The following is a 26,469-nucleotide window of genomic DNA, read 5'->3' as shown; positions in this document are numbered from 1 at the left end:
GGACCGGAAAAACCATTGGAGTCCCTGGGAGGTGCCCTCATGAGCCTGCTGCTTGAGCCCTACACCCTGCGTCAATTGACCCTGCCCAACCGTATCGCCGTATCCCCCATGTGCCAGTACTCCGCCATGGACGGCCTGGCCAACGACTGGCACCTGGTCCACCTGGGCAGCCGCGCCGTCGGCGGCGCTGGCCTGGTGATCACCGAAGCCGTCGCGGTAACCCCCGACGGTCGCATCACCGCCGAAGACCTCGGCTTGTGGCAAGACGAGCAGATCAAACCGCTGCAACGCATCACCCGCTTCATCACCGCCCAAGGCGCCGTCCCCGGCATCCAGCTGGCCCATGCGGGGCGCAAGGCCAGCACCCATCGCCCATGGCTGGGCCAGCACGGTAGCGTCAAGCCCGAAGACGGCGGCTGGCAACCGGTGGGGCCGTCGAAAATCGCCTTCGACCCCGAGCACACGCCACCGCAGGAGCTGAGCCAAGACGAGATCCAGGGGGTCGTCAACGCTTTCGTGGCCGCCACCGAACGCGCCTTGGAAGCAGGCTTCAAGGTGGTGGAAATCCATGCGGCCCATGGCTACCTGCTGCATCAGTTCCTCTCGCCACTGAGCAACCAGCGCCGCGACAGCTACGGCAGTTGTTTCGAGAACCGCATCCGCCTGACCCTGCAGGTTACCGAGGCGGTACGCAAGGCATGGCCCCAGGAGTTGCCGCTGTTCGTGCGGGTGTCGGCCACCGACTGGGTGGAAGATGGCTGGAACCCCGACGAAACCGTCGAACTGGCGCGCCGCCTGCGCGGCCTGGGCGTCGACCTGATCGACGTTTCCTCCGGCGGTACTTCGGTCAATGCCGAGATCCCCACCGGCCCTGGCTACCAGACCCGCTTTGCCGAGCGTGTACGCAAGGAGTCGGAAATCGCCACCGGCACTGTCGGCATGATTACCGAGCCCGCTCAGGCCGAGCATATCCTGCGTACCGGCCAGGCCGATGTGATCTTCCTCGCCCGGGAACTGTTGCGCGATCCATATTGGCCGCTGCACGCCGATGATGACCTCGGCGGCAACAAGGCCACCTGGCCGGCCCAGTACCAGCGGGCCACCAGCCGAGCCAACCCGATCCACGAGTCGGACCTTCGCGACTGATTCCGCGGCAGACCGGAGGACTGAAAGCGTAGGAGCAACATCCGGATGCAAATGCGTTAAGCGAGGATTCAGCGAGTGGGCCTACCCTGATTCCCTCACCCTCAGGAGATATGCCAGATGAACACTCGCGGTCTGCTCGATCAATTGCTCAGATCCGGTCAGTCGCTGTTGCAGGAGCATCAAGGCAAGCGCACCAGTGACAAGGGCACGGCAGGCCTGGGCAGCCTGCTTTCCGGTGCCGGTGGTGGCGCCCTGGCGGCCGGAGCCATGGGACTACTACTGGGCAGCAAGCAAGCGCGCAAGTACGGCGGCAAGGCCCTCGCCTATGGTGGCCTGGCCGCGCTTGGTGTGCTGGCCTACAAGGCCTATGGCAATTGGCAGGCACGCCAGGGCGAGGGCAATCGTGAACCTCAGACCCTCGACCGCCTGCCACCGGCCCAGGCCGAGCAGCATAGCCAGGCGGTATTGCGGGCGCTGGTGGCGGCGGCCAAGTCCGATGGCCATATCGATGAGCGTGAACGGGCGTTGATCGAAGGCGAGTTCACCCGCTTGGACAGCGATCGCGAGTTGCAGCACTGGCTGCATGCCGAGCTGAACAAACCACTGGACCCGGTCGAGGTGGCCCGCGCCGCGCAGACCCCAGAGATGGCCGCCGAGATGTACCTGGCCAGCGTGATGATGGTCGACCAGGAAAACTTCATGGAGCGCGCTTACCTCGATGAGTTGGCCCGTCAGTTGCGCCTCGATCCGGTTTTGCGCCAGGAGCTGGAGAACCAGGTCCGGCTTGCCGGGGGTCAATGAACCGGCTTTTGGCCATTCCAGCAGGCAGGGACGCCTGAATCCCGTAGCATTCAGCCGCGATTGCACAACAAGCCTGGGCTATACTTCGGCGATTTTTCCCGCTCGTATCGAATTCCTGAGGGCTGAATGTGAAGAACTGGACCTTGCGCCAACGGATCCTGGCAAGTTTCGCCGTGATCATCGCCATCATGCTGCTGATGATCGTGGCCGCCTACTCGCGGCTGGTGGCGATCGAGTCCAGCGAGGAGGCGGTCGGGTCCGACAGCATTCCTGGCCTCTACTACAGCTCGATGATCCGTAGCGCCTGGGTCGACAGCTATGTCACCAGCCAGCAGTTGGTGGGCCTGTCCAACCACCGCGAATTCACCACTGCCGACCAGCAGTTGTTCGACAGCTTCGACGATCGACTCAAGAAGCACATGGCCAGTTATCAGGCGACCATTCGCGAGGCCAGTGACCAGGCTGCCTTCGACGAATTCACCCGCTTGGAAGAGGCCTACGTCAAGCTCGTCGACCAGGTGCTGGCCACCTACCAGCAAAAAAACTATGCCGAGGCCCAGCGCCTGATCGCCGAGGTGCTCACCCCGGCCTGGAAGGAAGGGCGCCAGCACCTGAACGAGGTGATCGAGCGCAACCGTGAGTCCGCCGATGCCGCGACCAACGAAATCGTCGGTGCCGTGACCACGGCCAAGGGCAGCATGATCGTCTCGCTGCTGCTGGCGATCGTGGCGGCCGGCGTATGTGGCCTGCTGCTGATGCGCGCGATTACCGCGCCCATGCAGCGTATCGTGCATGCCTTGGACCGCCTGCGTTCGGGCGACCTGAGCATGCGCCTGAGCCTGGACCGCAAGGATGAGTTCGGCGCCATCGAGGGCGGTTTCAACGAGATGGCCGAGTCGTTGGCCAACCTGGTGTCCCAGGCCCAGCGTTCGTCGGTGCAGGTGACCACCTCGGTCACCGAGATCGCCGCCACCTCCAAGCAGCAACAGGCCACCGCCACCGAAACCGCCGCCACCACCACCGAAATTGGCGCCACTTCGCGGGAAATCGCCGCGACTTCCCGCGACCTGGTGCGTACCATGACCGAGGTCACCAGCGCCGCCGACCAGGCCTCGAGCCTCGCCGGTTCCGGCCAGCAGGGGCTGGCGCGTATGGAGGAGACCATGCACCAGGTGATGGGCGCCGCCGACCTGGTCAATGCCAAGCTGGCGATCCTCAACGAGAAGGCCAGCAACATCACCCAGATGGTGGTCACCATCGTCAAGGTGGCCGACCAGACCAACCTGCTGTCGCTCAATGCCGCCATTGAGGCGGAGAAAGCCGGCGAGTATGGCCGTGGTTTCGCCGTGGTCGCCACCGAGGTACGTCGCCTGGCCGACCAGACCGCGGTGGCCACCTACGACATCGAGCAGATGGTGCGCGAGATCCAGTCGGCGGTGTCGGCCGGGGTGATGGGCATGGACAAGTTCTCCGAGGAGGTGCGCCGAGGCATGTTCGAGGTGCAGCAGGTGGGTGAGCAACTGAGCCAGATCATTCACCAGGTCCAGGCGTTGGCGCCGCGGGTGCTGATGGTCAACGAAGGCATGCAGGCCCAGGCCACCGGCGCGGAGCAGATCAACCAGGCGCTGGCCCAGCTCAGCGACGCCAGCACCCAGACCGTGGAATCGCTGCGCCAAGCCAGTTTCGCCATCGACGAACTGAGCCAGGTAGCCGCCGGGCTGCGTGGCGGTGTTTCGCGGTTCAAAGTCTGACGACGATGAACGAACCGTCCCCTCGCGAGGATCGCGAATCAGCCGGCAAGGGCGTGCTGTACCTGCAATTTCGCATCGCCGACCAGCGCTTTGCCCTGGACGTGCGCGAAGTAATCGAAGTGCTGCCGTGCCGTACCCTCAAGCCCATCGCCCAGGCGCCGGCCTGGGTGGCCGGCGTGCTCGCCCATCGTGGCGCGTTGATACCGGTGATCGACCTGTCGGCGCTGAGCTTCGGTGTGCCAGCACAGTCGCGCAGCAGTACGCGGATGGTACTGGTGCACTACCGCGCTGACTCGCGGCGCCCTGACCTGCAACTGGGGCTTGTCCTGGAGCAGGCCACCGATACGCTGCGCTGTGCCCCCGAGGAATTCCAGCCATACGGCCTGGACAATGCCGACGCGCGCTACCTCGGGCCGGTGCGCCAGGACGCCCGCGGTTTGTTGCAGCGCATCCAGGTGAACGACCTGTTGTCGGATACGGTGCGTGAGCTGCTGTACCCCGTCGAGCCCGGGCAGGAGCCAGCATGAGCGAGCAACGTTTCTTCCGTTTCCTGCAGGAACGTATCGGGCTGGACGTGGAGTCGGTCGGCACAGCGATGGTCGAGCGCGCCCTGCGCCAGCGCTGCACGCTCGTGCAGGCTGCGGATCTCGATGACTACTGGCTGCGTTTGCAGCAGTCCAGCGATGAGCAGCAGGCCCTGATCGAGGCGGTCATCGTTCCGGAGACCTGGTTCTTCCGTTACCCCGAATCCTTCACCGCGCTGGCGGGGCTGGCGCACAAGCGTGCGGCAGAACTTGCCGGCGCACGGCCCCTGCGCATCCTCAGCCTGCCGTGCTCGACGGGCGAGGAACCCTACTCGATCGCCATGGCCTTGCTCGACGGTGGCCTGAGCCCGGGCGCTTTCCGCGTCGATGGCATTGATATCAGCCCCAGTTCGGTGGCCAAGGGCGAGCAGGCGCTGTACGGCCGCAACTCCTTCCGCGGCAGCGAGCTGGCCTTTCGCGAGCGGCACTTCAGCCCAAGCGGCGATACCCATCGCCTGGATGAGCGGGTGCGCCAGCAAGTCAGCCTGCAGGCGGGCAATGTGCTCGACCCAGCGCTCAAGGCGCGTGAAGGGTTGTACGATTTCGTGTTCTGCCGCAACTTGCTGATCTACTTCGATGTTCCGACCCAGCAGAGGGTGTTCGAGGTGCTCAAGCGCCTGATCCACGCCCAAGGCGTGCTGTTCATCGGCCCCGCCGAGGGCAGCCTGCTGGCGCGCCTGGGCATGCGCCCGCTGGGGATTGCCCAGTCATTCGCCTACGTGCGCCAGGATGATGCCCCTCCGCCTGCTGCCAAGCCGTTGCCGGTTGCGCGCCAGCCGGTCGCGCCGCCGCCGCCGCCACGTGTCGTGGCACTGCCGCCCCGAGTCACAAAGTCGAGCGCCGCGCCAGCGGCGCCGGTACCGGCACAAGACGAAGCGCAGTTGCTGGCCCTCATTGCCCGGCAGGCCAATGCCGGTGAAAACCAGCAGGCCAGGGCGGACTGCGAACGCTATCTGCGCCAGTTCGCCCCCAAGGCGCAGGTCTATTACTGGCTGGGGTTGCTCAGTGACACCGAAGGCGATGCCGCGCAGGCCATCACCCATTATCGCAAGGCGCTCTACCTCGAGCCGCAGCACCCCGAGGCACTGATGCACCTGGCCATGCTGCTGGCCGCGCAGGGGGACGAGGCCGGTGCCCGGCGCCTACAGGAGCGTGCCGCCCGGGCCGGCAGGGAGTCTGAACGATGAGCGGCGGATACCATATGCAACTGATCGCCAATGACGACCAGCCCATCGATGATTGCTGGAACCGCATCGGCGTGCATGGCGACAAGCAGTGCCCGTTGCTGGAGCGGCATGTGCACTGCCGCAATTGCGAGGTGTATGCCGACGCGGCCACGCGCCTGCTGGACCGCTATGCGCTGGTCCAGGACGAGCAGGTCGAAACGGCCATCGTGGAGGAATGCGCGGTCGGCCGCTCGATGCTGCTGTTCCGCCTGGGCGAGGAGTGGCTGGCCCTGGCCACCGCCTGCCTGGCCGAGATCGCCCCGGCGCAGCCGGTGCACTCGTTGCCGCACCAGCGTTCGCGGGTGCTGCAGGGCGTCGCCAATGTGCGCGGTGCGCTGGTGCCTTGCCTGTCGCTCGCCGACCTGCTGGGCGTGCCGACGCAGGCGGGCGCGGAGCGCACCGGGCGGAGCATGCCGCGCATGCTGATCCTGGCGGCCGAGGGCGGGCCGGTGGTGGTGCCGGTGGACGAGATCGACGGCATCCATCGTCTCGACCTTGCGGGCCAGGACAACGGCCGCGATGCGGCGCATTTCACCGCCGCCGTGTTGCAGTGGCGAGGGCGCAGCGTGCGAGTGCTGGATGAACAACACCTGATGTCAGCCGTGAAGCGGAGCCTGTCATGACCCCGGAGCAAATGCGCGATGCGTCGCTGCTCGAGCTGTTCAGCCTGGAGGCCGAGGCCCAGACCCAGGTGCTCAGCGCCGGCTTGATGGCGCTGGAGCGCAACCCTGCGCAACCCGATCAACTCGAGGCCTGCATGCGTGCGGCGCACTCGCTCAAGGGGGCGGCGCGGATTGTCGGTATCGATGCCGGGGTCAGCGTCGCCCACGTCATGGAAGACTGCCTGGTGGCCGCCCAGGAGGGGCGCCTGCTGCTGCGCCCGGAGCATATCGACGCCTTGTTGCAGGGCACTGACCTGTTGATGCGCATCGCGACCCCTGGAGATCAGGGTGGCGACGCCGCCGTGGCGGTGTTCCTGGCACAGATGACAGCACTGCTCGACCCTTCGGCGCCCGTGCCGGTGATCGCCCAGGCTGGCGTTCCAAGCGCGCCGCCCGCTGCCTTGCCGGCGCGGCCGGAACCCGAGCCAACGCTCCAGGCCCCGCCGGAGCCTGAACCCGAAGCTGAGCCCGTGCCTGCCCGCAAGGCCGGCAAGCGCGGTGGCGAGGGGGGAGAGCGGGTATTGCGGGTGACCGCCGACCGTTTGAACAGCCTGTTGGACCTGTCGAGCAAGTCGCTGGTCGAGACCCAGCGGCTGAAACCCTACCTGGCCACCCTGCAGCGCCTGAAGCGCATGCATGGCCAGGGCATGCGCGGCCTCGATGGCCTGAAGGCCCAGCTGGAAGAGAGCGGGCAGGGGCCGGAGGTGCTGGAAGCGCTGGCCCAGACCCAGCAGTTGCTGGCTGAAACCCAGCAGATCCTGTTGCAGCAGGCGGCCGATCTCGACGAATTCGGTTGGCAGGCCAGCCAGCGCGCGCAACTGCTGTACGACACGGCGCTGGCCTGTCGCATGCGTCCGTTCGCCGATGTGCTCACCGGCCAGAGCCGGATGGTCCGCGACCTCGGGCGCTCGCTGGACAAGCCGGTGCGCCTGTTGATCGAGGGCGAGAAGACCCAGGTCGACCGTGACGTGCTGGAAAAGCTCGAGGCACCGCTGACACACCTGCTGCGCAACGCGGTCGATCATGGCATCGAACTGCCCGAGCAGCGCTTGCTGGCCGGCAAACCGAGCGAGGGCACCGTGCGCCTGCGCGCCTCGCACCAGGCCGGGCTGCTGATCCTGGAACTGTCCGACGACGGTGCCGGCATCGATCTGCAGCGCTTGCGCGAGAGTATCGTCGAGCGCGCATTGTCGCCGGCCGAGACGGTGGCGCAGATGAGCGAGGCCGAGCTGCTGACATTCCTGTTCCTGCCGGGATTCAGCCTGCGCGACACGGTCACCGAAGTGTCCGGGCGCGGTGTCGGCCTGGACGCGGTACAGCACATGGTCCGTGAGCTGCGCGGCTCCATCGAGTTGACCCAGGTGGCCGGCCAGGGATGTTGCTTCCATGTGGAAGTGCCGTTGACCTTGTCGGTGGTTCGCAGCCTGGTCGTCGAGGTGGGCGGCGAGGCCTATGCCTTCCCGCTGGCGCATATCGAGCGCACCGTCGACGTGGCGGCCGAGGCCATCGTGCAGATCGAAGGGCGGCAGCACTTCTGGCACGAAGGGCGACACATCGGCCTGGTGGCCGCCAGCCAGCTTCTCAACCGGCCGGCGGCCCAGGGCGACGAACAGAGCCTGCGGGTGGTGGTGATTCGCGAGCGTGAGCAGCTCTATGGGGTGGCCGTCGAGCGGCTGATCGGCGAGCGGGTGCTGGTGGTGATGCCGCTGGATCCGCGCCTGGGCAAAGTCCAGGACATCTCTGCCGGGGCCTTGCTCGACGACGGTTCGGTGGTGCTCATCGTCGATGTCGAGGACTTGCTGCGCTCGGTGGACAAGCTGCTCAGCACCGGCCGCCTGGAGCGTATCGAGCGCGGTGGGCGGGGCGCCAAGGGTGCGGTGCGCAAGCGCATCCTGGTGGTCGATGACTCGCTCACCGTGCGCGAGCTGCAACGCAAGCTACTGGGCCACCGCGGCTACGAAGTGGCGGTGGCCGTGGACGGCATGGACGGCTGGAACGCGCTGCGCAGCGATGATTTCGACCTGTTGATCACCGACATCGACATGCCGCGCATGGACGGGATCGAGCTGGTCACCCTGGTGCGGCGCGACAACCGCTTGCAATCGTTGCCGGTGATGGTGGTGTCCTACAAGGATCGCGAAGAAGACCGGCGTCGTGGACTGGATGCCGGTGCCGACTATTATTTGGCCAAGGCCAGCTTCCATGACGATGCGTTGCTGGATGCGGTCGAGGAGCTGATCGGAGGTGCCCAGGGATGAGAATCGCCATTGTCAACGACATGCCCATGGCCGTCGAGGCCCTGCGCCGGGCGTTGGCATTCGAGCCCGCGCACCAGGTGATCTGGGTCGCCGGCAACGGCGCCGAGGCGGTGCGCCTGTGCGCCGAGCAGACGCCGGACCTGATCCTCATGGACCTGATCATGCCGGTCATGGACGGCGTGGAGGCGACCCGGCGCATCATGGCCGAAACCCCCTGCGCCATCGTCATCGTCACCGTGGATCGCAAGCAGAACGTGCACCGGGTGTTCGAGGCCATGGGCCATGGCGCCCTGGATGTGGTCGACACCCCGGCATTGGGCGCGGGCGATGCACGCGAGGCGGCCGCGCCACTGCTGCGCAAGATCCTCAACATCGGCTGGCTGATCGGCCAGCAGCGGCCCAGTGCGCCTCGAGCGGTTAGCGTGCCGCAGCGCGAGGCCTCGCAGCGCCGCGCACTGGTGGCTATCGGCTCGTCCGCGGGCGGGCCGGCCGCCCTGGAAGTACTGCTCAAGGGGCTGCCGCGCAGTTTTCCGGCGGCCATCGTGCTGGTCCAGCATGTTGACCAGGTTTTCGCCGCCGGCATGGCCGAGTGGCTCAGCAGCGCCTCCGGCCTGCCGGTGCGCCTGGCCCGCGAGGGTGAGCCGCCGCAGCCGGGGCAGGTGCTGCTGGCCGGCACCAACCACCATATCCGCCTCCTTAAGAATGGCGAGCTGGCCTACACTGCCGAGCCCGTCAACGAAATCTACCGGCCCTCGATCGATGTGTTCTTCGAGAGCGTGGCGCGCTGCTGGTCCGGCGATGCGGTGGGCGTGCTGCTCACCGGCATGGGGCGCGACGGCGCCCAAGGCCTGAAACTGATGCGCCAGCAGGGCTTCCTGACCATCGCCCAGGACCAGCAGAGCAGCGCGGTGTACGGCATGCCCAAAGCCGCCGCGGCGATCGACGCGGCGGTGGAAATACGTCCGCTGGAGCGAATCGCCGGACGACTGATGGAAATCTTTCCGAAATGACGATATGTATTGAGTCGCGCCGCGTGGCCGGCAGTGGACGGGTGATTACGCATGAATGATCTACCGATCGAAGGTTTCACGACCATCAACGAAAGTGCGGCGATGGTCCTGCTGGTCGACGATCAGGCCATGATCGGCGAAGCGGTGCGCCGTGGCCTCGCCCACGAAGAGAACATCGACTTCCACTTCTGCGCCGACCCGCACCAGGCGGTGGCCCAGGCCATGCGCATCAAGCCCACGGTGATCCTCCAGGACCTGATCATGCCTGGCCTTGATGGCCTGACCCTGGTACGCGAATACCGCAACAACCCGGCCACCCAGGACATTCCGATCATCGTCCTGTCGACCAAGGAGGATCCGCTGGTCAAGAGCGCGGCCTTCGCCGCCGGGGCCAACGACTACCTGGTCAAGTTGCCGGACACCATCGAACTGGTGGCGCGTATCCGCTACCACTCGCGCTCTTACCTGACCTTGCTGCAGCGCGACGAGGCGTACCGGGCTTTGCGTGTGAGCCAGCAGCAGTTGCTCGACACCAACCTGATGCTGCAGCGGTTGATGAACTCGGATGGGCTCACGGGGTTGTCCAATCGCCGTCACTTCGATGAGTACCTGGAGCTGGAATGGCGCCGGGCGATGCGTGAACAGCAGCAGTTGTCGTTGCTGATGGTCGATGTGGATTTTTTCAAGGCATTCAATGACAGTTTCGGCCATCTGGCCGGCGATGAGGCCTTGCGTCAGGTGGCCGAGGCAATCCGTGGCTGCTGTTCGCGGCCCACTGACCTGCCGGCGCGCTACGGCGGTGAGGAGTTCGCCCTGGTGCTGCCGAATACTTCGCCGGGCGGCGCGCGGTTGATTGCCGAGAAGCTGCGCCAGACCATCATGGGGTTGAACATTGCCCACACGGTGCCCGAGACGGCCTCGCACCTGACCGTGAGCATTGGCTTGGCGACCCTTACACCGAGTGTGGGCAGCCATTGCCGGCAACTTATCTCGGCGGCGGACAAAGGGCTGTACCTGGCCAAGAACAATGGGCGTAATCAGGTTGGGATTGCCTAAGTGTGTTCCCGCAGGGGCTTGAAGTTTTACAGCCTGTATTCATCCTGCGCGAGCCGGCTTACCGGTAAGAGGAAATGACGGGCCGAGACTAAGAGCCAAATTGCTTTGCTCTTTGCTCTTTGCTCTTTGCTCTTTGCTCTTTGCTCTTTGCTCTTTGCTCTTTGCTCTTTGCTCTTTGCTCTTGTTTTTGCTTTTGCTTCTAAGCGCGCGATAGTTCAGGCGACACAAATTGCGACTTCAGGAGGCCTCACTCCGGCCTTGCTCCCGGGAGGACCGCGCTGTAGGGCCCATCCTGGGCCCCAGCGCTTGACGGGCATCCATGCCCGTCACCTCCCTTCGCAAGGCCTGCGTTCGGCCTCCTGAAGTCGCGAAATTAGGGGTGGCGCCTGCACTGGCGCAGCTGTCGCTCGCTGGGGGTGGCGTTAGCCTCTTGATCGGCAACGGCAACGGCAACGGCAACGGCAACGGCAACGGCAACGGCAAGGGCAAGGGCAAGGGCAAGGGCAAGGGCAAGGGCAAGGGCAAGGGCAAGGGCAAGGGCAAGGGCAACACTGCGTTCATGGAATGCGTCCATGCCGCCCGGCGGGTCTGCCGCCAACCCCGAGACTCGGTTATACTCGCGGGCTTTTCACCGAATTCGTACGAGAGCTACCCGCCCATGGAAATCCAACCGATCCTGAACACCATCAAGGACCTCACCGAGCGTTCCCAGTCCATTCGGGGGTATCTTTGACTACGATCACAAACATGATCGTCTGGTCGAAGTAAACCGCGAGCTGGAAGACGCCGCTGTCTGGAACAAGCCCGAGTACGCCCAGGCCCTGGGCCGCGAGCGCGCCATGTTGGCACAGGTGGTCGAGACCCTCGATAAACTGTCCAACGGTCTCACCGACTGCAAGGACCTGCTCGACATGGCTGTCGAGGAGAACGATGAAGGCGCTGTCAGCGATGTCGAGACCGAGCTGCAAGGGCTTGAGGAATCCCTCGCCCAGCTCGAGTTCCGTCGCATGTTCAGCGGCGAGATGGACATGAACAACGCCTACCTGGACATCCAGGCCGGCTCCGGCGGCACCGAGGCCCAGGACTGGGCCAACATCCTGCTGCGCATGTACCTGCGCTGGGCCGACAAGCGTGGTTTCGACGCCACCATCATCGAACTGTCCGAAGGTGAAGTCGCCGGCATCAAGGGCGCCACCGTGCACATCAAGGGCGAGTACGCCTTCGGCTGGCTGCGCACCGAGATCGGCGTGCACCGCCTGGTACGCAAGAGCCCGTTCGACTCCGGTGCCCGTCGCCACACCTCGTTCTCGGCGGTATTCGTCTCGCCCGAGATCGACGACAAGGTCGAGATCGAGATCAACCCGTCCGACCTGCGCATCGATACCTACCGCTCCTCCGGTGCCGGCGGTCAGCACGTCAACACCACCGACTCCGCGGTACGTATCACCCACGTGCCGACCAACACCGTGGTGGCCTGCCAGAACGAACGCTCCCAGCACGCCAACAAAGACACCGCCATGAAAATGCTGCGGGCCAAGTTGTACGAACTGGAAATGCAAAAACGCAACGCCGCTTCCCAGGCGCTGGAGGACAGCAAGTCGGACATCGGCTGGGGCCACCAGATCCGTTCCTACGTGCTCGATGACTCGCGCATCAAGGACCTGCGTACCGGCGTCGAGCGCAGCGACTGCCAGAAGGTCCTGGACGGCGACCTCGACCAGTACCTGGAAGCGAGCCTCAAGCAGGGGCTGTAAGCATCACCGCCGTGGCGGGCCCGTGGGAGCGGGCTTGCCCCGCGATCCCTCACCCGCGAGGGCAACGAATACCTGATGGAAAGAATGACGACATGAGCGACCTCAAGACCGAAGCGCAAGACCTGCAACAGGAAGAAAACGCCCTGATCGCCCTGCGCAAGGAAAAACTTGCCGCAGAGCGCGCCAAGGGCAATGCCTTCCCCAACGACTTCCGCCGCGACAGCTACTGCAACGACCTGCAGAAACAGTACGCGGACAAGACCAAGGAAGAGCTGGAAGCAGCCGCGATTCCGGTCAAGGTTGCCGGTCGCATCATGCTCAACCGTGGCTCGTTCATGGTCATCCAGGACATGACCGGGCGCATTCAGGTCTACGTCAACCGCAAGACCCTGCCCGAAGAAACCCTGGCCGCGGTCAAGACCTGGGACTTGGGCGACATCATCAGCGCTGAAGGCACCCTGGCCCGTTCCGGCAAGGGCGACCTGTACGTCGAAATGACCAATGTGCGCCTGCTGACCAAGTCGCTGCGTCCGCTGCCGGACAAGCACCACGGCCTGACCGACACCGAACAGCGCTACCGCCAGCGCTATGTCGACCTGATGGTCAACGAGGAAACCCGCCACACCTTCCGTGTGCGTTCGCAGGTGATCTCGCACATCCGCAAGTTCCTCATCGAGCGCGACTTCCTCGAAGTGGAAACCCCGATGCTGCAGACCATCCCCGGCGGCGCCGCGGCCAAGCCGTTCGAAACCCACCACAACGCCCTGGACATGGCCATGTTCCTGCGTATCGCGCCGGAGCTGTACCTCAAGCGCCTGGTGGTCGGTGGTTTCGAGAAAGTCTTCGAGATCAACCGCAACTTCCGTAACGAAGGCGTTTCGACCCGGCACAACCCCGAGTTCACCATGCTCGAGTTCTACCAGGCCTACGCCGACTACCGCGACAACATGGACCTCACCGAGGAACTGTTCCGCGAGCTGGCGCAGCTGGTGCTGGGCAGCACCGACGTGCCGTATGGCGACAAGGTATTCCACTTCGGCGAGCCGTTCGTGCGCCTGTCGGTGTTCGACTCGATCCTCAAGTACAACCCCGAGCTGACCGCCGCCGACCTGCAAGACGTCGACCGTGCCCGCGACATCGCCAAGAAGGCCGGCGCCAAGGTGCTCGGCCATGAAGGCCTGGGCAAGCTGCAGGTGATGATTTTCGAGGAACTGGTCGAGCACAAGCTGGAGCAGCCGCACTTCATCACCGAGTACCCGTTCGAAGTCTCGCCGCTGGCCCGTCGCAACGACGACAACCCGGCCGTGACCGACCGTTTCGAGCTGTTCATCGGTGGCCGCGAGATCGCCAACGCCTACTCCGAGCTCAACGATGCCGAAGACCAGGCCGAGCGCTTCCTGGCTCAGGTAGCCGAGAAGGACGCCGGTGACGACGAAGCGATGCACTACGACGCCGACTTCGTTCGCGCCCTGGAGTACGGCATGCCACCGACCGCCGGTGAAGGCATCGGCATCGACCGCCTGGTGATGCTGTTGACCAACTCGCCGTCGATTCGTGATGTGATCCTGTTCCCGCACATGCGTCCACAGGCCTGAGTGATGTGAACAAGCCGCCTTTCGAGGCGGCTTTTTCTTGCCTGAAGCTTTATGTTGTCTGTACTGGCCTCTTCGCGGGGCAAGCCCGTTCCTACAGGTATAGCGCCGGCCAGGAATGCTGTGCTGTACTTGTAGGAGCGGGCTTGCCCCGCGAATGGGCCGGTACAGGCAACCCACTGTTCGTGAGGTAAACCAGAGTGACCCCCGCAATGCCCCACCAAGGCGCCGCCGGCATCGCCACCGCCGTCGCTGAGAGCGTGCAGTACCAGGGCCGCAAGACCGCCCGCCAGGGCAGCGAGCAGCGCCGCCAGCAGATTCTCGACGCGGCCATGCGCATCGTCGTGCGTGATGGCGTGCGTGGCGTGCGCCACCGCGCCGTGGCGGCTGAAGCCGGTGTGCCGCTGTCGGCCACCACCTATTACTTCAAGGACATCCAGGACCTGCTGGCCGACACCTTCGCCCAGTATGTCGAGCGCAGCGCCGCCTACATGGCCAAGCTGTGGACCAATACCGAAGGCGTGTTGCGCCAGTTGCTCGCCCAGGGCGATGGCACGGCTCAGGCCCGGGCGCAACTGGCCGATGAAGTGGCGCGCATGCTGGCTGACTACGTCCTGCGCCAGCTCAACAATCGCCGCGACTTCCTCATGGCCGAGCAGGCCTTCCGCCAGGAGGCGCTGCTGTGCCGTCGCCTGGCAGAGCTGGTACAGGCTCACGAGCAGATCTTGCTGCATGGCGCACGGCAGATATTGCAAGTGGTCGGCTCGCGCCACCCCGAGCAGGATGCCCAGATGTTGACGGCGATAATCGAGCAGATGGAATATCAGGGCCTGCTCGAGGACGCGAATGCACGGGCCGATGAGCAGATGCTCGCTATCCTTGTCCGATACTTGCAGATGGTGCTGGTTTCGGCCTGAGTGGCGAACGATTTTTCAAGGAGAAGCAGATGAAAGCCTGGCGTGTGGTGTTGTTGACCTTGTCATTCCTCCTGCTGGGCGGTTGTCTGGTGACCTTCGACGAACCGCTGCCGGCCAACCAGGCGGCGCCTAAAGCCTTGCTCGGCCAATGGAGCAGCAAGGACGCCTGGGGCCAGCCGTTGAGGTTGAGCATCAGCCGCGCCGGTGGCAATACCTACAAGGCCGTGACCCGCGCCCAGGGCAAGGCGCCCGAGGAATATGCCTTCACCGTGGCCCGGCATGGCAACCGCTGGTACCTGTCGGCTGGCGTGCCCAAGCGCCTGGGCGGCAATTTCCTGATTGGTGGTTTCGATATCGTCGATGGCAAGGAGCTGGTGATCTACAACCTCGATGTCGAACAGGTGCAGCAGGCTGTGGCCAAGAAGGAACTGAGCGGGCGCAGTACCGCAGTGCCGGACGACAACGGCGAGGGCGTGCTGATCGATAGCCCGGCGCAGCGGGTGCTGGCGTACCTGGACGACCCGGCCAACTCGGACCTGTTCGTCGAGGTGGCGCGCTTCCAGCGTGCCGCCAAGTAGCAGGGCGCGGTTCGCCGGCCTTGCCGGCGAACCAGGCTCATTCGAATGCAAGGAGTCCCCGGTGGACGAATACCAGCAAACCATCCGCAGCTTGTCCGACCGTATCGTCGCCGCGCAGACCCCGATCCGCGTGCTCGACGCGGTCAAGTGGGACGACGGCATCCGCCAGGGTTTTCTCAAGGCCAAGGGCAAGGAGCCGCCGGCAGTGGACCGGGCCTACTACCAGAGCCGCCCACTGTCGTTCGACTCCAATGCACTCAAGGCTGAATTCCAGGGCATCGAACGCGATATCACCCGTCAGCTTGGCCAGTTCAACCCGGTCGGGCAGATCATGCGGCGCATGTGCAAGGAATACCGCATGGTGGTGCGCATGCTCGAGGCGCGCGGTACCGAGGACTTTGGCCTGATCTCCCAAGAGCTCTACGGGGCAGCCTCGGACGCGTTCCACGCCGGTGACCCGACCCTGGCCGACCTGGGCCTGATGCTCTCGGACTACCTGAACAACATCGACGGCCGCGGCGACCTGAAGGACGAGCCGAAGAACCTCACGGCGAAAGAGGCGGTGGCGATCCTGCAGCGCCGCCTGAACAAGGTGTTCGGCGAGGCCGAGGAAACCATCCGCGTGTTCGAGTCCGACGGTATCGTCGCCGACGCCGCGGCGGGGGCCGACTACATCAAGGTGCGCGCCGACGCCATGTTCAACAGCCGCGACGTGCGGGCACTGGAGGTGCACGAGGGCCTGGTGCATGTCGGCACCACCCTCAACGGCCTCAACCAGCCGATCTGCACCTTCCTGGCCAAGGGCCCGCCCTCGTCCACGGTGACCCAGGAAGGCCTGGCCATCCTCATGGAGGTGATCGCCTTCGCCTCCTACCCCAGCCGTCTGCGCAAGCTCACCAACCGCACCCGCGCCATCCACATGGTCGAGGAGGGCGCGGACTTCCTGCAGGTCTTCGAGTTCTTCCGTGGCCAGGGCTTCGAGATGGGCCAGAGCTACAGCAACGCCAGCCGGGTGTTCCGCGGCTCGGTGCCCAATGGCCTGCCATTCACCAAGGACTTGTCCTACCTCAAGGGCTTCATCATGGTTTACAACTACATTCAGTTGGCCGTGAAGAAGGGCAAGCTGGAGCAGATCCCTTTGCTGTTCTGCGGCAAGACCACCCTGGAAGACATGCGCACGCTGCGCCAGTTGGTCGAGGAAGGCCTGGTGGAGCCGCCCAAGTACCTGCCCGAGCAGTTCCGCGACCTCAACGCGCTGTCGGCCTGGATGTGCTTTTCCAACTTCCTCAACCACCTGAGCCTGGACCGCATTGAAGCCGACTACGCGAACATTCTCTGACGCCTGGCGTCACCTCGCCCTCGGCCTGGGGTTGCTGCTGTTGGCCGGCTGCAGCAGCCTGCTGTTCTACCCCGAGCCAGGCCAGCCGTTTACCCCGGCGAAGGCCCGGCTCGCCTACCAGGACCTGACCCTGACCGCCACCGACGGCACCCGCCTGCACGGCTGGTGGTTGCCGGTGCCCGAAGGTGTCGCGATCAAGGGCACGGTGCTGCACTTGCATGGCAACGGTGGCAATCTGGCTTGGCACCTTGGCGGCAGCTACTGGTTGCCGAAGGAAGGCTACCAGGTACTGATGATCGACTACCGCGGTTACGGCCTGTCCCAGGGCAAGCCGACGCTGCCCGAGGTGTATGGCGACATCGCCGCGGCGTTGAGCTGGCTCGACCAGGCGCCCCAGGCGCAAGGCAAGCCGTTGGTGCTGCTGGGGCAGAGCCTTGGCGGAGCCATGGCCATCCACTACCTGGCGCAACACCCGCAACAGCGCCAGCGCTTCAGCGCCTTGGTGTTCGATGGCGTGCCGGCCAGCTACCGCGCGGTGGGGCGCTACGCGTTGAGCACGTCCTGGATGACCTGGCCCCTGCAGGTGCCGTTGTCGTGGCTGGTGCCGGACGGCGACAGCGCGATCCGTTCGATCGAGCGCCTGGACAGCCCACCGAAACTGTTCTTCCACAGCATCGACGACAACCTGGTGCCGCTGGCCAACGGCCTGCGCCTGTACCAGCACGCGCCACCGCCACGGGTGCTGCAACTGACCCGCGGCGACCATGTGCAGACCTTTGCCGACCCGACCTGGCGCCAGGTGATGCTGCGCTTCCTGGACGACCCCACGCACTTCAATGGCCTGCGCCGCTTGGCCGAAGTGCCCAACTACCCTGACGAGAAAAACGCGCAATGAGTGAAGAACGCAACGCCATCCCCCTGATCCTGACCGGTGTCGGCAGCATCATCGTGACGGTGGGGGTCCTCTGGTACTACGGCTACCTGCATTTCGCCAAGCCGCAGGATGCGCTGCTGTTGCAGGACTTCACCATGCTCAAGACCATTCCCGGCGAGGACTACAAGCTTTCCCTTACCCCGGCGCCACAGGTGGCGCAGTGCATCGATGGCGTGCTGGTGCTGTTCGATACCGAGCAGAAGGGCCTGACCGGCGTGTTGGTGGACAACCGCAAGCGTGCGGTGCGTTGCATGGGGCAGGAGACGCCGCAGCAGGTGCAGTGAGAGGGCGGGGGTTAGAGAGTGCAATTCTGTTGCCGTACCCCGTAGCACTTATGAATTTCGAGAGCTCGAAGACTGGCATGCATGAAAAACCCCGCCATCAGGCGGGGCTTTTCACTGCATCTGCGTGACTTACTGCACTTGGCTTACTGCGCGCGGCGCCACCGGCTGGTTGTCGTTGGAGATGGTCACCTCCACCCGACGGTTCTGCGCACGGCCCGAGTTGCTGCCGTTGTCGGCCACCGGATACTCCTTGCCGTAACCCTGGGCGACGATGCGCGCAGGGTCGACGCCGGCACGCACCAGCGCCATGCGTACCGAACCTGCGCGGCGCTCGGACAGGGTCTGGTTGTAGTTGGCCGAGCCGACACTGTCGGTATAGCCCTCGACGATCACCTTGCGCTCAGGGTTCTCCTGGAGGAACTGGGCCAGCTTGGTGATGTTCGGGTAGGCGCTGCTCTTGAGGTTGGCCTTGTTGAAGTCGAACAGCACGTCGCCGAAGGTCACCAGGGTGCCGCGATCGGTCTGCTTGGCGTTGAGGCTGTCCTGCAGCTTCTTGATCTGCGCGTCGCGGGCGTCCAGCTTGGCCTGGGCGCGCTGGGCCGCGGCATTCTTCAGGTCGGCCTCGGCGGTGCGCAGGGCGATGGTCTGCTTGGCTACTTCCACGCGCTGGTTGGTCAGGTAGGCGAGCTGGTCGACCTTCTTCTCGTTCTCACGGTCCATGTAGGCCTTGTCGGCTTTGTTCAGCCAGTCCTGGGCGTCCTTGGTCTCCAGCGCGGCCACCTTGCTCGACTGCGGATCGCTCTGCAGGGCCGAGAAGTTGGTGCGGGCCGATTCCAGGTTGGCGTTCGGGTCGTGGGAGCAGGCAGCCAGGCCTACGCTCAGGGCCAGCAGGGCGGGAATCATGATGTGTTTGCGCATAGTGTTCATCCTTTGATCTCTAACGAAGGCTCAAGTGGCGGGGCAGGCTCATTCGGCGCTGCGCAGGCCTTCCTCACGTACGTCGTTGACACCCTGGCGGGCATCCTGCACGGCTTTCTGGGCCTTGGCGGCCTGGGCCTTGCGCTCGGCGACGCGGGCGTCCCACTCGGCCTGTTCGGCGAGCAGCTTGGCCTCGTCGTACTGCTTGTCATGCATGGCGATCTCGGCCTTCTTGAACTTGTCCTGGGCGGCTTTCATTTCCACCGCGGCAAACTCGGTACCGCCTGCACTCACCGCCGAGTTGACCGCCGACTGGGTCACGGCGTACTGCTCGGTAGGCGGTTTGCCCGCGCAACCGGCCAGCACCAGGCTGCTGCCCAGGGCCAGCGCGGCCAGCTTGAGCCCGCGCAGGTGAGTGGAAGTAGGTTTTTCGATGCGGGTCTTCATGGTGGTCAACTCCATTGGGTCACTCCTGTTAAACGACGATGGCCGCTACGGGTTCATCGCTGTTCCCCTGTCGCCAGGCGAGCGCGGCAACGCCCGGGTCTTAAGGGTTTTGCCGTGATGGCTATTGGCTGTGACCGAGGCGTTTTTTGAATAGTTCAGAAAAATTTGCACGCTAAAGGTATTTTTTTCTGACTAATTGGTCAGCGGATTTGACCAGGAACTTACGCGGCCGATGGCGGTATGCCGGGCCTGGCCCGGCACCCGCGAAGCTCAGTGCGAGGGGTCTTCCTGCACTCGGCCAAGGGCCTGCAGGTGGCGGCGGGAGAGGGCCAGAAAGCGCGGGGTAGGGCCGATGTCCTCGTACAGTGGATCGCCTTCCTCGTCGGTGGCGATCACCTGTTGGCCCTTGATGTAGGGGAAGCTGGCTTCCAGCTCCTCGAGCGCGGCGGCCACCAGCTCACCGAGCAGTTCCTCGGGGCTGCGCTTGGGGTACATCTCGATCAGCGCGGCCAGGCGCGCTTCGGCTTCCATGTCCAGGTGCAGGACATGGCCGGTCGGGCTCAGGCGGCCGGAGGCATTCTGTTCCCAGTGCTGGGCGAGTTCGCGGATTTTCATGATGACCTCTGTCAAAGCCTCGAAAGTGGCATTGCTTCGGATGACCTGTGTTCACTTTAGTTGCTTTGCGCGTTCCCGGCTTGCCAGGCGCGCGGCTTGGTGGGCACTCTTGAGGCCTGCTGTTTCCCGGAATGGAGAGGCCCGATGAGCGATATCGATCTGCGCTTGCGTGAGGATGTGCATCTGTTGGGGGAGCTGCTGGGCGAGACCATTCGCCAGCAGCATGGCGAGGCGTTCCTGCAAAAGATCGAGGACATTCGCCACAGTGCCAAGGCCGACCGGCGCGATGCCGGCGAGCAGTTGAGTTCGACCCTGGGCGACCTTGCCGAGCAAGACCTGCTGCCGGTGGCGCGGGCGTTCAACCAGTTCCTCAACCTGGCCAATATCGCCGAGCAGTACCAGCTGATCCACCGCCGCGACGCCGACCAGCCCGCGCCGTTCGAGGCGCGGGTACTGCCCGAGCTGCTGGCGCGGTTGCAGGCCGCGGGGCACGCCAATGATGCCCTGGCCCGCCAACTGGCCAGGCTGGATATCGAGCTGGTGCTCACCGCCCATCCCACTGAAGTGGCCCGCCGCACGCTGATCCAGAAGTACGACGCCATCGCCGCGCAACTGGCGGCGCAGGACCACCGCGACCTGCTTCCCGTCGAACGCCAGCAAGTGCGCGAGCGCCTGCGCCGACTGATCGCCGAGGCCTGGCACACCGAGGAGATCCGCCGCACCCGGCCGACCCCGGTGGACGAGGCCAAATGGGGCTTCGCGGTGATCGAGCATTCGCTGTGGCAAGCGATCCCCAATCACCTGCGCAAGGTCGACGGCGCGCTGCACGATGCCACCGGCCTGCGCTTGCCGCTGGAGGCGGCACCGGTGCGTTTCGCCTCCTGGATGGGCGGTGACCGCGACGGCAACCCCAATGTCACCGCGGCGGTAACCCGTGAAGTGCTGCTGCTGGCGCGCTGGATGGCCGCCGACCTGTTCCTGCGCGATATCGACCAGCTGGCCGCCGAATTGTCCATGCAGCAGGCCAGCCCGGCACTGCGCGCCCAGGTCGGCGACAGTGCCGAGCCGTACCGCGCCTTGCTCAAACAGTTGCGTGATCGCCTGCGCGCCACCCGGGCCTGGGCCCATGCCTCGCTGGCGGCGACGCAGCCGGCCAGCGCCGCAGTGCTGGTCGACAACTGCGACCTGATCGCGCCATTGCAGCTGTGTTATCACTCGCTGCATGAGTGTGGCATGGGCGTTATCGCCGATGGGCCGTTGCTCGACTGCCTGCGCCGGGCGGTGACCTTCGGCCTGTTCCTGGTGCGCCTTGATGTGCGCCAGGACGCCGCCCGCCATCGTGATGCGCTGTCGGAAATTACCGATTACCTTGGGCTGGGGCGCTATGCCGATTGGGACGAGGAGGCGCGCATCGCTTTCCTCCAGGCCGAGCTGAAGAACCGTCGGCCATTGCTGGCGGCGCACTTCCAGCCCGAGGCCGACACTGCCGAAGTACTGGCCACCTGTCGCGAGATCGCGGCCGCGCCAGCGGCCTCGTTGGGCTCCTACGTGATCTCCATGGCCGGCGCCGCCTCGGATGTGCTGGCAGTGCAGCTGCTGCTCAAGGAGGCTGGCTTGACCCGGCCCATGCGGGTGGTGCCGCTGTTCGAGACCTTGGCCGACCTGGACAACGCCGGCCCGGTCATGCAACGCCTGCTGGGGCTACCCGGCTACCGCGCCGGACTGCACGGTCCGCAGGAGGTGATGATCGGCTACTCGGACTCGGCCAAGGACGCCGGCACCACCGCCGCCGCCTGGGCCCAGTACCGCGCCCAGGAGAACCTGGTGCGTATCTGTCGCGAGCATCAGGTCGAGCTGTTGTTGTTCCATGGCCGTGGCGGCACGGTTGGCCGCGGCGGCGGCCCGGCCCATGCGGCGATCCTGTCGCAGCCACCGGGCTCGGTGGACGGGCGCTTGCGCACCACCGAGCAGGGCGAAATGATCCGCTTCAAGTTCGGCCTGCCCGGCATTGCCGAGCAGAACCTCAACCTTTACCTGGCCGCGGTGCTGGAAGCGACCTTGCTGCCGCCACCGCCGCCGCAGCCAGCCTGGCGCGCGCTGATGGACCAGTTGGCGGCCGATGGGGTCAAGGCTTATCGCGGCGTGGTGCGCGACAACCCGGACTTCGTCGAGTATTTCCGCGAGTCGACGCCGGAGCAGGAGCTGGGTCGCCTGCCGCTGGGCAGTCGCCCGGCCAAGCGCCGCGCCGGCGGTATCGAGAGCCTGCGGGCCATTCCCTGGATCTTCGGCTGGACCCAGACGCGGCTGATGCTGCCCGCTTGGCTGGGCTGGGAAACCGCGCTGAACAATGCCCTGGCCCGCGGCCAGGGTGAACTGCTGGCGCAGATGCGCGAGCAATGGCCGTTCTTCCGTACCCGCATCGACATGCTGGAGATGGTCCTGGCCAAGGCCGACGCGCAGATTGCCGAGGCCTACGACCAACGTCTGGTGCAACCTGCGCTGCTGCCCCTGGGCGCGCACCTGCGCGACCTATTGTCGCAGTCTTGCCAGGTGGTACTGGGTTTGACCGGCCAGCCGGTGCTACTCGCGCACAGCCCGGAAACCCTGGAATTCATCCGCTTGCGCAACACCTACCTGGACCCGTTGCACCGCCTGCAGGCTGAGCTGCTGGCACGCTCGCGCAGCCGTGAAGCCGCTCTGGACAGCCCGTTGGAGCAGGCCTTGCTGGTGACCGTGGCGGGTATCGCGGCGGGCTTGCGCAATACCGGTTGAAGGGCCGGGGCGCCAGGTCACCCGGGTGTGCTGCCTGGGGCCCCGCGCGGGCATGATGCCTGGTTGCGCCGGGCGCAACCGCCCCCCTGGCGGGCCGCAAGTGGCGCATTCCTGCCACTTTGGGACGCTTGTCGGGGGGGCGGGCGCTGTGTATCTTGATCAGCCTTTTGACCGATTTTGCGGTCTCATCCGATTTTCCGGAGTTGGCCTTGTGCGCCGAATCCGTTGATTTGCATAGAAAAATATGAGGAGCACAAGATGCGCGTAATTCTGCTGGGAGCTCCCGGGGCCGGTAAAGGTACTCAGGCAAAGTTCATCACCGAAAAGTTCGGTATTCCCCAGATTTCCACCGGTGACATGCTGCGTGCCGCCGTCAAGGCCGGCACCCCGCTGGGCCTGGAACTCAAGAAAGTCATGGATGCCGGCCAGCTGGTCTCCGACGAGCTGATCATCAGCCTGGTCAAGGAGCGCATCGCCCAGCCGGACTGCGCCAACGGCTGCCTGTTCGACGGTTTCCCGCGCACCATCCCGCAGGCTGAAGCCATGGTCGCTGCCGGTGTCGACATCGACGCCGTGGTCGAGATCGCCGTGGACGACGAAGAGATCGTCGGGCGCATGGCCGGTCGCCGCGTGCACCTGGCCTCGGGTCGCACCTACCACATCCAGTACAACCCGCCGAAGGTTGCAGGCAAGGACGACGCCACTGGCGAAGACCTGATCCAGCGCGACGACGACAAGGAAGAGACCGTGCGTCATCGCCTGTCGGTCTACCACAGCCAGACCAAGCCGCTGGTGGACTTCTACCAGAAGCTGTCGGCCGCCAACGCCGGCAAGCCGAAGTACAGCCACATCGAAGGCGTTGGCTCGGTCGAGTCGATCACCGCCAAGGTGCTGGCAGCCCTGAGCTGATCCGCCACCGTGCGTCACGACGGCCCGCTTGCGGGCCGTTGTCGTTTATACTGCCGCTCTTTTTCCTATCGCCTGGATACCTTGCTCGATGACCACCTTGCTGGCCCTGGATACCGCCACCGAAGCCTGTTCCGTCGCCCTGCTGCATGATGGCAAGGTGACCAGCCATTACGAGGTGGCCCCGCGCCTGCACGCGAAGAAGCTGCTGCCGCTGATCAAGCAGCTGCTGGCCGACTCGGGCGTGGCTTTGAGCGCGGTGGATGCCATCGCCTTCGGTCGTGGCCCCGGTGCCTTCACCGGCGTGCGTATCGCCATTGGCGTGGTCCAGGGCCTGGCCTTCGCCCTCGAGCGCCCGGTGCTGCCGGTATCCAACCTGGCCGCGCTGGCCCAGGGCGCGCTGCGTGAGCGCGGTGCGCAGCAGGTGGCCGCGGCCATCGATGCGCGCATGGACGAGGTGTACTGGGGCTGCTACCAGGCGCAGCAGGGCGAAATGCGCCTGGTCGGCCACGAGGCGGTGCTGCCGCCGGAGCGCGTAGCCCTGCCATCCGGGCTGGGCGGTGAGTGGTTCGGCGCCGGCAGTGGCTGGGGCTATGCCGAGCGCCTGGCGGTGCAGGTCGCCGCCAGCGATGCCTGCGCGTTGCCCAGCGCCCAGGATATCCTGACCTTGGCCGGCTTTGCCTGGGCCCGGGGCGAGGCGGTCGCCGCCGAGCAGGCGCAACCGGTGTACCTGCGCGATAATGTGGCTACGCCCAAGGCGCGCTGAAGGCAGTTCGTCGGCTATCGCCGATCACGATAAAACCTTTTGCGCGATCTGTGGTCCAGTTATCAGTTCGGGCATTAGCGAAGGATTCCTGATGCTGCTAAATTGCCATCATTGATCCTGAGTGCCTTTTTCATGCGTATCGACGGTTTTTCCTCATCGAGCTACCCCATCAAGCGCGCGCCGCGCAAGGCGTTGGCCCGTGACGAAAACATCGACGAGGCCGATGCCGAGATCATCGACGATACCGACGCGCAGATCAGCCGCGCCAGCCGTCGCAGCGAGAACCTCCCAGCTCGTCAGCAGGACCTGATCTTCCCCCGCGCCCGTGACCGGCGCACGGCCTCGGCCCTGGCCAGCTACCTGACCACTGCCGGCTTCACCGACTGGGAGATGGAAGTGCTGGGGCTGGACCTGTACATTTGATGGATGACGCCATCAGCCCTGCCTTATTTTCTCGGTTGTCCGTCCTGGGCTGAAAATGCCTGGCGCGACTATCTCTATCCCACCGACGCGCGCTCCGGCGAGTACCTTGGGCTGTACAGTCAGGTGTTCAACGCCGTCGAGGGCAATACCACCTTCTATGCCCGTCCAGCCCCCACCACCGTCGAGCGCTGGGCGCAACTCATGCCGCCGGGGTTTCGCTTCACTGCCAAGTTCCCTGGTGATGTCAGCCATGCTGGCGACCTGCGCGAACAACTCGATTCGGCCCGCAACTTCACTCAGCTGATGGCGCCACTGGGCGCGCGGGTATCCCCGTACTGGCTGCAGTTACCTGCGATGTTCGGCCCGACGCGGTTGGGTGAATTGGCGTGTTTCCTCGATGAGATCGGCGTGCCGGTGGCGGTGGAGGTGCGCAACGATGCGTTCTTTGCTCGTGGCGAAGAGGAGCGCCTGCTCAACCGCCTGTTGCGTGAGCGGGGTGTCGAACGTATCTGCCTCGATCCACGCGCGCTGTTCAGTTGCGCGTCCCGCGAGCCCGCTGTGCTTCACGCCCAGTCCAAGAAGCCCAAGGTGCCGCCGCGCCCCGCTGCGTTCAGCCTGCATCCTCAGGTGCGCTTCATCGGCCATCCGGAGTTGGCGGCCAACGAGCCTTTCCTCACGCCCTGGGTCGACAAGGTGGCGGCCTGGATCGAAGAGGGGCGCAGCCCTTATGTATTCCTGCACACCTCGGACAACCGCCTCGCCGCAGCGCTTGCCCAGCGTTTTCACCAGCGTCTGATGGCCCGCCTGCCGGGGTTGGCGCCCTTGGCGGAATTGCCACGCGCCCCGGAGGTCGAACAACTGGGGCTACTTTGACCTTAACGCGAGAGGTTGATCCATGGATGTGCAAACCCTGCGAGCCGAAGCCTTCAAGGCGCTGCATGAACGTGATGGCGCGTTCGTCATCGCCAATCCGTGGGATGCCGGTTCTGCGCGGTTGCTGGCCAGCCTGGGTTTCGAGGCGCTGGCCAGCACCAGCGCGGGCCTGGCCTTCAGCCTGGGGCGACCGGACGCGGAAGGTGCGTTGACCCTGGATGAGACCCTGGACAACGCCAAGGCGATTGTCGATGCCACGCCGCTGCCGGTGGCGGCAGACCTGGAAAACGGCTTTGGCGACCTGCCGGAGGACTGCGCGCAGGCCATCCTGCGGGCGGCCGAGGTCGGCCTGGTGGGTGGCTCCATCGAGGATGCCAGTGGCCAGGGCGCGGCGCCGATCTACGACTTCGAGCTGGCGCTGGCGCGGGTGCGTGCCGCGGTCCTGGCTGCCCGCAGCCTGCCGTTTCCCTTCACCCTGTGCGCCCGCGCGGAGAACCTGCTGCATGGGCGCCTGGATCTGGACGACACCATCAAGCGGCTGCAGGCCTATGCCGAGGCGGGGGCCGATGTGCTCTACGCGCCGGGGTTGCGCAGTGTCGATGAGATCCGCGCGGTGGTGCAGGCCGTGGCGCCTAGGCCGGTCAACGTGTTGATGGGGTTGGCAGGTGTGCCGCTGAGCGTGAACCAGTTGCAGGACCTGGGGGTCAGGCGCATCAGTGTGGGTTCGTCACTGGCCCGTGCCGCGCTGGGGGGCCTGCAGCGGGCAGCGCTGGAGATCCAGGGGCAGGGAACTTTCACTTATGGCGAGCAGGCGTTGCCTTTTGCCCAGCTCAATGACCTGTTTCGCCGCTGAGGCC

Annotated in this window: 26 protein-coding genes; 23 read left to right on the top strand and 3 right to left on the bottom strand. The window is 65.2% G+C overall.

The features are described from left to right. The first annotated feature begins 39 nt into the window (after window positions 1–39). From E3U47_RS03320 to E3U47_RS03240, 17 genes are all read left to right on the top strand, one after another. Complete coding sequence (locus E3U47_RS03320) at window positions 40–1,146, top strand: NADH:flavin oxidoreductase/NADH oxidase (protein ID WP_134689583.1); 1,107 nt, start codon at window positions 40–42, stop codon at window positions 1,144–1,146. Window positions 1,147–1,263: 117 nt separating this feature from the next. Next, window positions 1,264–1,947, top strand: a complete 684-nt coding sequence (locus E3U47_RS03315; protein ID WP_134689582.1) for a tellurite resistance TerB family protein — start codon at window positions 1,264–1,266, stop codon at window positions 1,945–1,947. Window positions 1,948–2,075: 128 nt separating this feature from the next. After that, window positions 2,076–3,698: a methyl-accepting chemotaxis protein gene (locus E3U47_RS03310; protein WP_134689581.1), complete on the top strand. Its 1,623-nt coding sequence runs from the start codon at window positions 2,076–2,078 to the stop codon at window positions 3,696–3,698. Window positions 3,699–3,703: 5 nt separating this feature from the next. Further along, on the top strand, window positions 3,704–4,225 hold the full coding sequence (locus tag E3U47_RS03305; RefSeq protein ID WP_134689580.1) for a chemotaxis protein CheW: 522 nt from the start codon (window positions 3,704–3,706) through the stop codon (window positions 4,223–4,225). Next, the gene (locus E3U47_RS03300; protein ID WP_134689579.1) at window positions 4,222–5,469 is read left to right on the top strand and encodes a protein-glutamate O-methyltransferase CheR; all 1,248 of its coding nucleotides are present in this window, start codon (window positions 4,222–4,224) and stop codon (window positions 5,467–5,469) included. Before E3U47_RS03305 ends, E3U47_RS03300 begins: the two co-directional genes overlap by 4 nt. Then, on the top strand, window positions 5,466–6,131 hold the full coding sequence (locus tag E3U47_RS03295) for a chemotaxis protein CheW (RefSeq protein WP_256591220.1): 666 nt from the start codon (window positions 5,466–5,468) through the stop codon (window positions 6,129–6,131). Before E3U47_RS03300 ends, E3U47_RS03295 begins: the two co-directional genes overlap by 4 nt. Then, on the top strand, window positions 6,128–8,428 hold the full coding sequence (locus E3U47_RS03290; protein ID WP_134689578.1) for a hybrid sensor histidine kinase/response regulator: 2,301 nt from the start codon (window positions 6,128–6,130) through the stop codon (window positions 8,426–8,428). The genes E3U47_RS03295 and E3U47_RS03290 overlap by 4 nt, the downstream gene beginning before the upstream one ends. Next, entirely contained in the window at window positions 8,425–9,438 is a 1,014-nt protein-coding gene (locus tag E3U47_RS03285) for a chemotaxis response regulator protein-glutamate methylesterase (protein ID WP_134689577.1), read from the top strand. Before E3U47_RS03290 ends, E3U47_RS03285 begins: the two co-directional genes overlap by 4 nt. 51 nt (window positions 9,439–9,489) lie before the next feature. Beyond that, window positions 9,490–10,494, top strand: coding sequence for a PleD family two-component system response regulator (locus tag E3U47_RS03280; RefSeq protein WP_134689576.1), 1,005 nt, complete (start codon window positions 9,490–9,492; stop codon window positions 10,492–10,494). Window positions 10,495–10,813: 319 nt separating this feature from the next. Continuing rightward, window positions 10,814–11,227, top strand: coding sequence for a hypothetical protein (locus tag E3U47_RS24865; RefSeq protein ID WP_167659420.1), 414 nt, complete (start codon window positions 10,814–10,816; stop codon window positions 11,225–11,227). After that, window positions 11,153–12,248 (top strand): peptide chain release factor 2 gene (gene prfB, locus E3U47_RS03270; RefSeq protein ID WP_134689589.1). Its coding sequence is split into 2 segments (ribosomal slippage): window positions 11,153–11,224 and window positions 11,226–12,248, totalling 1,095 coding nucleotides; the frame shifts between segments, so codons are not numbered across the junction. The genes E3U47_RS24865 and prfB overlap by 75 nt, the downstream gene beginning before the upstream one ends. A gap of 92 nt (window positions 12,249–12,340) precedes the next feature. Further along, window positions 12,341–13,843, top strand: a complete 1,503-nt coding sequence (gene lysS, locus E3U47_RS03265) for a lysine--tRNA ligase (protein ID WP_134689574.1) — start codon at window positions 12,341–12,343, stop codon at window positions 13,841–13,843. A gap of 209 nt (window positions 13,844–14,052) precedes the next feature. Beyond that, a complete protein-coding gene (locus tag E3U47_RS03260) occupies window positions 14,053–14,757 on the top strand; it encodes a TetR/AcrR family transcriptional regulator (RefSeq protein ID WP_134689573.1) in 705 nt (234 codons plus the stop codon). A gap of 29 nt (window positions 14,758–14,786) precedes the next feature. Continuing rightward, window positions 14,787–15,335, top strand: coding sequence for a hypothetical protein (locus E3U47_RS03255; protein ID WP_134689572.1), 549 nt, complete (start codon window positions 14,787–14,789; stop codon window positions 15,333–15,335). A 61-nt stretch (window positions 15,336–15,396) separates the two neighbouring features. Continuing rightward, window positions 15,397–16,674 carry a flavohemoglobin expression-modulating QEGLA motif protein gene (locus E3U47_RS03250; RefSeq protein ID WP_134689571.1) on the top strand — a complete coding sequence of 426 codons (1,278 nt, stop codon included), beginning with the start codon at window positions 15,397–15,399 and terminating at the stop codon, window positions 16,672–16,674. Next, window positions 16,646–17,569 (top strand): alpha/beta hydrolase, encoded by a 924-nt coding sequence (locus E3U47_RS03245; protein WP_134689570.1) that lies wholly within the window; start codon window positions 16,646–16,648, stop codon window positions 17,567–17,569. Before E3U47_RS03250 ends, E3U47_RS03245 begins: the two co-directional genes overlap by 29 nt. Further along, the gene (locus tag E3U47_RS03240; protein WP_134689569.1) at window positions 17,566–17,892 is read left to right on the top strand and encodes a hypothetical protein; all 327 of its coding nucleotides are present in this window, start codon (window positions 17,566–17,568) and stop codon (window positions 17,890–17,892) included. The genes E3U47_RS03245 and E3U47_RS03240 overlap by 4 nt, the downstream gene beginning before the upstream one ends. 129 nt (window positions 17,893–18,021) lie before the next feature. Here E3U47_RS03240 and E3U47_RS03235 read toward each other — a convergent pair whose 3' ends face one another. The 3 genes from E3U47_RS03235 to E3U47_RS03225 all read right to left on the bottom strand — a co-directional run bounded on the left by E3U47_RS03235 (window position 18,022) and on the right by E3U47_RS03225 (window position 19,872). Then, window positions 18,022–18,810 carry an OmpA family protein gene (locus E3U47_RS03235; protein ID WP_134689568.1) on the bottom strand — a complete coding sequence of 263 codons (789 nt, stop codon included), beginning with the start codon at window positions 18,808–18,810 and terminating at the stop codon, window positions 18,022–18,024. Window positions 18,811–18,858: 48 nt separating this feature from the next. Further along, window positions 18,859–19,272 carry a DUF4398 domain-containing protein gene (locus tag E3U47_RS03230; protein WP_134689567.1) on the bottom strand — a complete coding sequence of 138 codons (414 nt, stop codon included), beginning with the start codon at window positions 19,270–19,272 and terminating at the stop codon, window positions 18,859–18,861. A 255-nt stretch (window positions 19,273–19,527) separates the two neighbouring features. Next, window positions 19,528–19,872, bottom strand: coding sequence for a pilin assembly protein (locus E3U47_RS03225; RefSeq protein WP_134689566.1), 345 nt, complete (start codon window positions 19,870–19,872; stop codon window positions 19,528–19,530). 144 nt (window positions 19,873–20,016) lie between these two features. Between E3U47_RS03225 and ppc the strand changes: the two genes are divergently transcribed. The 6 genes from ppc to E3U47_RS03195 all read left to right on the top strand — a co-directional run bounded on the left by ppc (window position 20,017) and on the right by E3U47_RS03195 (window position 26,465). Then, window positions 20,017–22,644, top strand: a complete 2,628-nt coding sequence (gene ppc, locus E3U47_RS03220) for a phosphoenolpyruvate carboxylase (protein WP_134689565.1) — start codon at window positions 20,017–20,019, stop codon at window positions 22,642–22,644. Between the two features lie 258 nt (window positions 22,645–22,902). Next, the gene (gene adk / locus E3U47_RS03215) at window positions 22,903–23,553 is read left to right on the top strand and encodes an adenylate kinase (protein WP_134689564.1); all 651 of its coding nucleotides are present in this window, start codon (window positions 22,903–22,905) and stop codon (window positions 23,551–23,553) included. 88 nt (window positions 23,554–23,641) lie between these two features. After that, entirely contained in the window at window positions 23,642–24,316 is a 675-nt protein-coding gene (tsaB, locus tag E3U47_RS03210; protein WP_134689563.1) for a tRNA (adenosine(37)-N6)-threonylcarbamoyltransferase complex dimerization subunit type 1 TsaB, read from the top strand. Window positions 24,317–24,448: 132 nt separating this feature from the next. Beyond that, the gene (locus E3U47_RS03205; RefSeq protein WP_134689562.1) at window positions 24,449–24,739 is read left to right on the top strand and encodes a hypothetical protein; all 291 of its coding nucleotides are present in this window, start codon (window positions 24,449–24,451) and stop codon (window positions 24,737–24,739) included. Window positions 24,740–24,742: 3 nt separating this feature from the next. After that, on the top strand, window positions 24,743–25,612 hold the full coding sequence (locus E3U47_RS03200) for a DUF72 domain-containing protein (RefSeq protein ID WP_134689561.1): 870 nt from the start codon (window positions 24,743–24,745) through the stop codon (window positions 25,610–25,612). A gap of 22 nt (window positions 25,613–25,634) precedes the next feature. Further along, the gene (locus E3U47_RS03195; protein ID WP_134689560.1) at window positions 25,635–26,465 is read left to right on the top strand and encodes an oxaloacetate decarboxylase; all 831 of its coding nucleotides are present in this window, start codon (window positions 25,635–25,637) and stop codon (window positions 26,463–26,465) included. The last annotated feature ends 4 nt before the right edge of the window (window positions 26,466–26,469 follow it).

This window comes from Pseudomonas sp. RIT623 (genome assembly GCF_004519305.1).
Lineage (GTDB): Bacteria > Pseudomonadota > Gammaproteobacteria > Pseudomonadales > Pseudomonadaceae > Aquipseudomonas.
The sequence above is the reverse complement of the archived record's forward strand: the minus strand, read 5'-3'. Positions and strand labels throughout refer to the sequence as shown.